We start from the raw sequence: 9,676 nt of genomic DNA, 5'->3' as shown, positions 1-9,676 counted from the left end.
CTGCCACAGTATTGGCATCGCCGCGGTGGTGGCCCAGTTCATCCTTCATCTTCCGAAGCGCCTGCTCGCGGATCCGGCGCGCTTTGATCATGGCGGCGAGTTGCTGGACGGTCGTATCGGCGGGCAGTTTCGGAGGTAGAACTTGCGCTCGCCCGAGTCACGCTCCTCACGCCGGAGCCAGAGGTTTTCCCGGGCAGGTGCTGGTTGCCTCGTGCGCCGATCCGCTACGTCGGACCGTCGGCCAACCGGATTCGCAGCGCATAGAAGCGAGCCAGCAGCCGTCACTCGGTATCGAGTCGTTCGGGCACGGATCGGCCGGTCATGTCCGCCAGGATGTCTCGGCCGCGATCGAGAGCTGATCCGGCACATGACGCTGGCACGGGCGCCCACGCCCTGCGACGGGAGACATCATCGCCGCGTCGGGCGGATAGACATTGTTGCGCCGCCCGATCCCGGCTTCAGTCGGATGAGCGTGGCGACGTGGCGCGCCCGCTTCCTCCGCTGTCGACCTGCTCCGCTACGGGGCGTTGCGCGCCGGCGCAGATAAGACCACCGAGGAAATGGAGCGAGCGACGACGTGTGTTGGGACGGCGTGATATGGCGTTCCGTCGAGCCTCGCTTGCCCCCCGATCGAAGTGGATCGCAATCGTCATGGATAACTGGAAAGACGGCGTGGATCCCGAGTTGTTCAACGCGGATTTCAGGCCGCAGGACGATGTCGTGATCGTCAGCGACATCGAGGCCATCAATCCGCGCGGCGGTAAATTGACCTTGAAGAAAGGGAGTTTCTTCAAGGTCAGGATGATGGGAGGCTTCCTGTTCTGCCGTCCCAAGGGCGGCGGGAAGTACGACGAGATCGCAGTGCCGCCGGCGGAGTTCCGGCACGTTCAGTTCCTGCAGCTGAAGGTCGTGCCCGTCGACTGATCGGGCACGACGCGGGTCGAGGCATCGCGACCGTTATCGAGGAGCATCCGCGACTGGACCGAGAACCGAGGTGCTCTGTCCGGGTTGAACGAGGCCCTTCGGACCGCACCGGGTTTCCCTGAGATCGGCTGGTCTTGATCGGGCCGCCGAAGGATTCGATGACGGGTCGGCGTGCCCATCGGGCTCGTTGGGCGCAAAGTCTCGCGAGCTCCCAGTCATGGTGATCCACGGATACGGCCGGACCTTGCATGAGCCGGTCAGGCCGCGTGCTCGGTCGCCCGGCTCGAATTCGCCGGCGGGATCACGGATTGGGAGTCCACCCGGTTCCGGCCCGCCGTCTTCGCCGCGTAGAGCGCCGCGTCCGCGGCACGGAGCAGTTGCGGTGCGGTGATGCCCACATGCCGTAGCGCGCCGTGGGCTGCGGTGACCCCGATGCTCACGGTGACGACACCGCCATCCGGCAGGCCGGGATGGGGAATCGCCTGGTCCATCACCGCCAGCCGCAGGCTTTCGCCCACATCGCCGATCGTCTCGGCCGTGGCCCGGGGAACGAAGGCGGCGAATTCCTCCCCGCCGTAGCGGCAGACCAGGCCGCCCCAGCGGGCGAGATCGCGTTTCAGGGTGTCGGCGACGCTCACCAGACAGCCATCGCCCTCGGCGTGGCCGGCCGTGTCGTTGAGACGCTTGAAATGGTCGATATCGACGAGGAGCACGCCGAACCATTCGTGTCGGGTCGCGGCAAGCTCCCAATGTTCGTCCAGCTGCTCGGTGAAGAGCCGGCGGTTCGCCGCACCGGTGAGAGGGTCGGTCTCCGAGAGGATCGTGAGGCGGGCGCAGGCCCGGGCCAGTTCGTCCGCCTGTTCCCTCTCCCGCAGACCGAGGAGGAAACTCTTCTTGCGGTCCCATTCGCGCGAATAGGCGAGCTTGATCGGCACCAGGATGAGCGCCGCCACGAGGAGGGGCACGCCCGTATGCCCATCCGGTCCGAACCCGGACACGAAGACGAAACCGACATACAGCAGAAATGCCGATCCGCAGAACCACAGGCTGAACCGGAACGACAGGGGCGAGATCATCCCCACCACGAGGGGAACGATGGCGGCGAGGATGAGGTAGGTGTCGGCGTGCTCCTGCGGCACCATCCTGGCGCTGTTGAGGATGATCGCCATGTCCGCGAGTGCCGTGATCGTCGCGGCCGCTCCCTGCCGGCGCAGGGAGGGCCGCCCGCGCAAAGCCACGATCCACCCCAACGCGAGGGGAATGAAGACACCGACCGTCAACCCGGCGGGCACCGCGATCGCATCGCGGCCGAACAGATCGAAATCGATTTTCAACGAGATGATGTTGAAGAGGACGAAGACCAGCAGCCAGGACTGCAAGTACAGACCGCGCGGAGGCACGTCCTCGGCATGGTATTGAGCTTCGAGGCGCTGCGGCAGGCGAAGGCGATGCCAGGGCCGGCTCAATCCGACCTCGATGGACGTGGGCATCAGGTCACGACGCTCCGGCGCGGTTAGTTCAACTGTTCCGCCGCATCATAAAATGAGAGCACCGTAAACGCAAAGGTCCCCCTTCCCCGCTTCGGTTGGCGTTTCGACGGCGCAGCGACGAGGCGCGAGCCGATCGGGGGGACGCATCAATCGGAGCCGGGGCCTTTCGCAAAGCCGGCCAGGGTGAAGAGGTCGACGGACAGTTTGGCGCCGACGACGAAGGCATCCGGAATGGGCTTGCGATAGGTGGGAAACCGGGTCTGGTCCGGGTCGACGATGTATTGCAGGTTCGGCGTCAGGCGGATCGCGGGCGTGACCTGGATGCCGTAATTGAGCTCCATCATCACCTGCCGGCTCGGGATCTTGCGATCGATGCCCAGCGAGGCCTGGGCCAGCCGGATGTTCTGCAGGGCGAGATCGCTGAACGCCTGCGTGTTGATGACGAAGCCCAGCGTATCGAAGGGCCGGCCGGCGAAGGTGCCGGTCTGCAGGGCGCCGATCTCGAGGAAGTAATCCTCGTTGAGACGCCCCGACGTGCCGGCCATGGCGACGCCGAACAGGGTCAGCCCCTGGGGCGCGGTGGGGTCGGGCCGCCAGACCATCTGGTCGAACCGGGCATAGACGCCCGAGCGCCCGAACCGGGTGCCGAGGGGCAACCCGGTGAGAACCGCCGGCCGGCCGGTGACGTCGCGCATGGGATCGACATAGTCGGAGGCGTCGTACCAGCCGCCGATCCCGTAATTGCGCGGCAGGCGATCGTTGGCGAAGGTGGTGGAATAGCCGAGCTCGAACGGCATGATCGCGCCGGTGGCGCCCTTGGCGGAGAAATCGAGGCCGTTGTCGCCCGGCTGCTGGTGCAGCGGGTTCACTTCGTAGATTCCGCCATGGACGAACACCCTGTTGGTGAGCCAGGCCTTGGCGTGCGCGCCCCAGCTCGCCACCGGCCAGAAGGTGAAGTTCGAGGTCTTGAACACGAAGGTCGGGTTGCCGCAGGCGGAATTCGATTGAAAATTGCAGTAGATCGGTGAGTTGAGGAAGGCGATGTTGGCAACCAACCGCCCGAACTCGACATCGAGCCGATTGTCGAACAGCTTCTGCTGGTAGCTGAGCAGTGTGAGCCGCGTCGTCTGCCCGCCGCCGAAGATCTCCTGGACCGACGTGTTGTTGCCGATGGAATCGTCGGAGAGGCTGCGCCCGTGGCGGTTGGTGACCGCGATGTGGAACGAGCCGCCCGCGATCCCGGCGAGGCGGTCGAGGTCGCCGTCGATACCGAAGAAGAGCTGCCCGGCATAGGCCGAGCCCTGGCGGATGCCGCCGATCGGGTTCGCGGCTGCCTGGCCCGTGTAGTTGGCGCTCAACGCGAGTCCATTGCCGATATCGAACACGCCGACCGGCAGGGTCGCCGGGGTCGCGCTCTGCCCGAGGGTATCGGCGGCGCCGGCCGCGCTGTCGGCACCCGTGATGTCCTGGCCGTCCGGCTGGCCGGCGGTCGTGCCGCGCGGCGCCACCTGCGCGAGGGCCCCGGACGTCGTCGCCGCGCAAAGCGCGAGCGCTGCGAGTATCGTCGATCCTGCCTTCATCCTGTTCCCCCTCGATGATTCCGATGCTGTCGCGGGTCCGGTCCTGCTGCCGGCTCCGATGCGTGTCCCTCTCCCTCCGCGTGAGCGAGGGTCGGGAGAGGGGAGCGCGTTGTCCGGAAAGGTCGTCCCCTCTCGTGCTCGATGAGGGCTTTCAGGCCGACCGCTTCTTCAGCAGCCCCACCATCAGGCCCGTGACGACCGTCCCGGCCACGAGGGCGATGACGGCCCAGGGCAGGTTCGTGACGGCATTGGGGATCGGCAGCACGAACAGGCCGCCATGGGGCACCTTCAGGGTCACGCCGGCGGTGAGCGCGATGGCGCCGGCCAGGGCCGAGCCCGCGACCATGGAGGGGATCACCCGCAGGGGGTCGGCTGCCGCGAAGGGAATCGCGCCCTCGGTGATGAAGGCGGCGCCGAGCACCGCCGCCGCGCCGCCGGCCTCGCGCTCGGGTTGCGAGAAGCGGTTCGGGAACAGCCGGGTGGCCAGCGCGATCCCGAGCGGGGGCGTCATGCCGCCGAGCATCACCGCCGCCATGGGCGCGTCGACGCCGGAAGAGAGCAGGGCCGCGGCCGAGGCATAGGCGGCCTTGTTGATCGGGCCGCCCATGTCGACGGCCATCATCCCACCGAGGATCAGGCCGAGGACGAGGGCGCTCGCCCCCTGCATGCCCTTCAGCCAGTCGGTGAGGCCGGCCAGAATCGCGGCGACGGGCACGCCCACCACGTAGATCATCATCAGGCCGGTGATGGTGGTGGCGAGCAGCGGCAGGATCAGGACGGGTTTCAACCCTTCGAGATTCCGGTGCAGCCGGATGTGTCGATTGAGGAAGCGCGTGACGTAGCCGGCGATGAAGCCCGCCGCGATGCCGCCGAGGAACCCGGCCTGGAGGTTCGCCGCCAGCATGCCGCCGATCATGCCCGGTGCGATGCCGGGCCGGTCGGCGATGGAATAGGCGATGTAGCCGGCCAGGGCCGGGACGATGAGGGCGAAGGCCGCCTTGGCGCCGATCTCGCCCAGCGCGTAGCCGAGGCTGCCGGCATGGTCCGGCTTCATCGCGTCGATGCCGCCGACGGCGAAGGCCAGGGCGATGAGGAGGCCACCCGCCACCACGAAAGGCAACATGAAGGAGACGCCGGTCATCAGATGCTTGTAGGCGCCGGCCCTGCTCTCGGCGGCGGCCGGCCGGGATGGCCTCTCCTCCGTCTCGGCACTCTGCCCCTGGACCTGCGCTTCGGCGAGAGCGGTGGCGATCAGCCCTTTCCCGTCGCGGATCGCCGCCTTGGTGTTGGTGGCGTAGAGCCGCTTACCGGAAAAGCGCGAGCGGTCGACCCCGGTATCGGCGGCGATGAGGACGATGTCGGCCGATGCGATCTCGGCGGCGGTGAGGGCATCGCGGGCGCCCACCGAACCTTGCGTCTCCACCCTCACCTCGTGGCCCAGCGCCTGCGCGGCGGCCTGGATGCCTTCCGCCGCCATGAAAGTGTGGGCGATGCCGGTGGGGCAGGAGGTGACGGCGACGATCCGCATCCTGCCGCCCGCGTCGGGCGCTGCCGGCGCGGTGTCACTGCCCGCCAGGAAGCGACCGAGCACCGAATCGGCGTCGGTCAGCACCTCCTCGATACCGATCCGGACCTTGCGCATGGTGCCGAAACGACCCTCCCCGAGATCGCCCTCTCCGATCAGCAGGACGGAATCGCCCCGGGCGATGGCGGATTCGGCCAGCGGATTGCCGCCGACCCCCTTGCCCCTGAGTTCGAGGTCGAGGGCCTGCCCGAGGCGGGCGGCGGCCTGGCGCAGGGCCTCACCGGCCAGCACCGCATGGGTGCCGAGATCCCCGCCCCCGACGACGGCCAACATCTGGGCCATGGTTTCCTCCGCCTGCTTCTACGTTGTTTGCTCGCACCGATGGTCCCACCCGACCACCTCATCCTGAGGTGACGGAGCGAAGCGGAGGCCTCGAAGGAGGGGTCCAGCTCGCTCCGCGATCCCTGGAGCCCTCCTTCGAGGCCCGCTGGCGCGGGCACCTCAGGATGAGGCCCTGGGTGGGACGTTCATGGTCTCGACCCGCACGGTCTCGACGATGGCGAGGATGGTCCCTCGGCTCGGCAGATTGGCGCCGCGAAGGGTCAGCTTGCCGGCGGCGAAGGCCAGCGCCAGCCGCGCGGTCTCGGCCAGGGGCAGGCCCGCATGGAGGCCGGCGACGAGGCCCGCCACCAGGGCATCCCCCGCCCCCACGGTGCTCGACACCTCCGTCGGCGGCGGATGGGCGAGGAGCGCCTCGTCCCGCGTGACGAAGAGGGCGCCCTCGCCTCCCAGCGACACCACCACGAGGGGAATGCCGCGGGCGACCAGGCCACGCGCCGTGGCGACGACCTCCGGCAGGGTATCGAGGGGCCGGCCGGCCCAGTCCGCCAGTTCCTGGCGGTTGGGCTTGATCACCTCGGGCAGGTGATCGGACGCGAGGGCCGCCGTGAGGGCCGGGCCGGACACGTCCAGCACCACGCGGACGCCGCGCGCCGTCAACAGCTGCGTCAGGGCCGCATAGGTCTCGACCCCGAGCCCCCCCGGCAGGCTGCCCGCGAGGACGACGAGGCTCCCCTCCGTGGCGACCTGGCGCAGGACCGCCCGGATGGTGTCGAGCGCACCCGACGTCGCGGCGAGGCCTGGCAGGTTGATGTCCGTGGTCTCGTTGGAGGCGGCGTCGAGGAGTTTCAGGTTGGTGCGGGTCTCGCCGGGGATCCAGGCGAAGCGGTCGTCGATCCCCTTGCGGGCGAACAGGGCCTCGAACGGGGTGGCGTTGTCCGAGCCGAGAATGCCGGTGGCCGAGACCTTCGAGCCCCAATCGGCGAGGCAGGAGGCGACGTTGACGCCCTTGCCGCCCGCATCCGAGCGCACGGCGCGCGCCCGGTGGACGTGGCCCGGCGTCAGGGCGTCGAGGGTGACGGTCTGGTCGATGGCCGGGTTGAGGGTGACGGTGACGATGGCGGCGCTCATGCCTCGGCTCCTTCGAGGGCGCGGACGGCGGCGGCGTCCTCCTGGTCGCAGGCGCGGGCGGCGAGCGCCCGCAACTCGCCCATCTCCGAGGCCCGGAGCCGCGCCTTCACGGCGGGGACGTCGCGGGGCGTCATCGAGAGTTCGTGGACGCCGAGGCCGGCGAGGAGGCTCGCCCCGAACGGATCTCCGGCGATGCCGCCGCAGACGCCGACCCAGCGCTCGTGCCGCGCCGCGCCCGCGCAGGTCATCCGGATCAGGCGCAGGACGGCCGGGTGCAGGCTGTCGGCCTCCGGCGCGAGCTCGGTGTTCTGGCGGTCGATGGCGAGGGCGTATTGGGTGAGGTCGTTGGTGCCGATGGAGAAGAAGTCGCAATATGTCGCCAGGGCGTCGGCCTGGATCGCGGCGGCCGGCACCTCGATCATGATGCCGATGGGCAGTGCCGGCGCGTCGAGTTCGGCGCGGATACGCTCGCAATGGCCGCGCAGGGTGGCGATCTCGGGGATCGAGGTGATCATCGGAAACATGATCGACAGCGGGGCGTCCTTGCCCCCGGGCGCGTCGGCCGCGATCCCGTCCCTCGCGGCGCGGTAGAGGGCGCGCAGCTGCGGCTCCATCAGGTCCGGCCGGCGCAGCAGGAGGCGCGCGCCGCGCACGCCGAGGAAGGGGTTCTCCTCTCTCGGCAGGTGGAGATGCGCCACCTGCTTGTCGCCGCCGATATCGAGCGCCCGCACGATCAGGGGCCGCCCCTCAAGGGCGCGCAGCATGGCGCGGTAGGTGGCGTATTGATCGTCCTCGGAAGGGGTGTCACCCCGTTCCAGGAACAGGAACTCGGTGCGCATGAGGCCGACGCCTTCGGCGCCCTGGTCGAGGGCGAGCGGCACCTGCTCGGAATTGTTGACGTTGGCGCCGATGGCGACGGAATGCCCGTCCCTGGTGCGGGCGGGGAGCGCGCGCTCGCGCGCTTCTTCCTCGGCAATGGCGCGCTGGCGGTCGCGCCAGTCGCGGGCCGAGGCGAGGTCGGCCTCGCTCGGATCGAGGTAGAGCCGGCCGGTGCCGCCGTCGAGGATCGCCGATCCGTGGTTCTGCAGGGCCATCAGCGTCGGCCCACCGGCCACCATCGCCGGGATGCCGAGGGTGCGGGCGAGGATCGCGGTATGCGAGGTCGGGCCGCCCTGGGCCGTGGCGAGGCCGATAACGCGGGACGGATCGAGCCCGGCCGTGTCGGAGGGCGCGAGATCGGTCGCGATGAGGATGCAGGGCACGTCCGGCAGATCGTGGCCGCTCTTAAGGGAGGGGTCGATCTGCGCCAACACGCGCCGGCCGACATCGCGCAGATCGGCGGCGCGGGCGGCCAGGACCGGGTTGCCGAGGGCCGAGAGCCGCCCGGCCATCCGCTCCACCGCCGCGTTCCAGGCAAAGGCGACTCCGTGGCCCTCGACCATGAGCTGGCAGGCCAGCGTGATCAGGTCGGTATCGGCGATGAGTTCGCCCTGAGCGCGGAAGATGCCGGCATCGGCCTTGCCGAGGCGGCGCTCGGTATCGTCGGCGAGCGCCCTCAACTGACCTCCGGTGGTGGCCAGCGCCGCGTGCAGGCGGTCTCCCCCCGTGGTGAGCGGCTCTGGCTCGTCCGGCACCGCGATCTCGGCGGTGGCCAGCACATGGATCGGACCGATACTGATTCCGGGGCTCGCCCCGATTCCCGCGATGGTGCGCGGCGAATCGGACGGGTTCCATCCGGCGATCGGCCCGGCCGCCCTGGCGGCGGCGTCTTCGGCGGCCTTCGCGGACGCTTTTTCGCCTGCGGTGAGAGAAGTGACTGCGGCGCAGACCTTTGCCAGCGCCCCGGCCTCGTCGTCGCCCTCGGCCGAGATGGTCACTTCGTCGCCGCAGCGCAGGCCGAGCTGGAGCAGGGCGATGAGGTTCTTGGCGTCGGCGATCTCCGATCCGTGCCGGACCTGGATGCGGGCCGGGCAGAGCCGCGCCACCTCGACCCAATGCGAGGCCGGCCGGGCATGGAGACCGGTGGGATAGTCCACGGTCCAGTCGAAGCGCTGGCGCAGGTCGGCGGCGGGGCCGGCCGAGCCGGTCACGGACGCATCCTCGGAGAGGGCCGCCGCGATGTCTTCCTTGGCGCCGGTCTTCCGCAGGGTGGCGAGGCGCGCCTCGTCCTGGATCAGCCGCGTGAGCCGGCGCAGGATCGTGATGTGGGTGTCCGATTGCGCCGCGATGGCGACCACGAGATGAGCGATCTGGCCATCGTGCCACGCCACGCCGTCCGGCACCTGAAGGATCGCCAGCCCGCTCTCGCGCACCAGATGGCGGTCGTCGACCATGCCGTGGGGGATGACCACGCCGTGGCCGAGATAGGTGTTCGCCACCGTCTCCCGGCGCAGCATGCTCGCGCCATAGGCCGCATCGATGCAGCCCCCCGCCACCAGCAAGTGCGACGCCTCGCGGATGGCGTCCTCCTTGGTCGCGGGCGTCGCGCCGAGGCGGATCAGCAATCGGGGTGTCAGGACCGGCGTCGGTGCGAGCATGGCGTGCCCTCCCTGTTGTCGTTGGTGGCAATGAAAACGTTTTCACTCTTCCTGTCAACGATGACCGGCGAAATAATTCAGCTTACCGCCTTGCCGGCTTGGAACGGGAATGCCAGAACGTCGTCATGGTGCTGAAAACGTTTCCTCCCG

Annotated in this window: 6 protein-coding genes; 1 reads left to right on the top strand and 5 read right to left on the bottom strand. The window is 69.2% G+C overall.

Annotated elements, in window-relative coordinates; translation table 11 throughout:
• Positions 1–651 precede the first annotated feature (651 nt).
• Positions 652–924: a hypothetical protein gene (locus FV220_RS12430; RefSeq protein ID WP_147831702.1), complete on the top strand. Its 273-nt coding sequence runs from the start codon at positions 652–654 to the stop codon at positions 922–924.
• A 257-nt stretch (positions 925–1,181) separates the two neighbouring features.
• On the opposite strand, the gene FV220_RS12425 is transcribed toward FV220_RS12430, so the two are convergent.
• The 5 genes from FV220_RS12425 to ptsP form a co-directional block, all read right to left on the bottom strand.
• A complete protein-coding gene (locus FV220_RS12425) occupies positions 1,182–2,414 on the bottom strand; it encodes a diguanylate cyclase (RefSeq protein ID WP_147831700.1) in 1,233 nt (410 codons plus the stop codon).
• A 146-nt stretch (positions 2,415–2,560) separates the two neighbouring features.
• Positions 2,561–3,994 (bottom strand): carbohydrate porin, encoded by a 1,434-nt coding sequence (locus FV220_RS12420; RefSeq protein ID WP_187273400.1) that lies wholly within the window; start codon positions 3,992–3,994, stop codon positions 2,561–2,563.
• A 151-nt stretch (positions 3,995–4,145) separates the two neighbouring features.
• Positions 4,146–5,861: a fructose-specific PTS transporter subunit EIIC gene (locus tag FV220_RS12415; protein ID WP_147831698.1), complete on the bottom strand. Its 1,716-nt coding sequence runs from the start codon at positions 5,859–5,861 to the stop codon at positions 4,146–4,148.
• A gap of 159 nt (positions 5,862–6,020) precedes the next feature.
• Positions 6,021–6,989 (bottom strand): 1-phosphofructokinase, encoded by a 969-nt coding sequence (gene pfkB, locus FV220_RS12410; protein ID WP_147831696.1) that lies wholly within the window; start codon positions 6,987–6,989, stop codon positions 6,021–6,023.
• Positions 6,986–9,526 carry a phosphoenolpyruvate--protein phosphotransferase gene (gene ptsP, locus FV220_RS12405; protein ID WP_147831695.1) on the bottom strand — a complete coding sequence of 847 codons (2,541 nt, stop codon included), beginning with the start codon at positions 9,524–9,526 and terminating at the stop codon, positions 6,986–6,988. Before ptsP ends, pfkB begins: the two co-directional genes overlap by 4 nt.
• Positions 9,527–9,676: the final 150 nt, after the last annotated feature.

Origin of the sequence: Methylobacterium sp. WL19, assembly GCF_008040005.1 — a bacterium.
Classification (GTDB): Bacteria; Pseudomonadota; Alphaproteobacteria; order Rhizobiales; family Beijerinckiaceae; genus Methylobacterium; species Methylobacterium bullatum.
The sequence above is the reverse complement of the archived record's forward strand: the minus strand, read 5'-3'. Positions and strand labels throughout refer to the sequence as shown.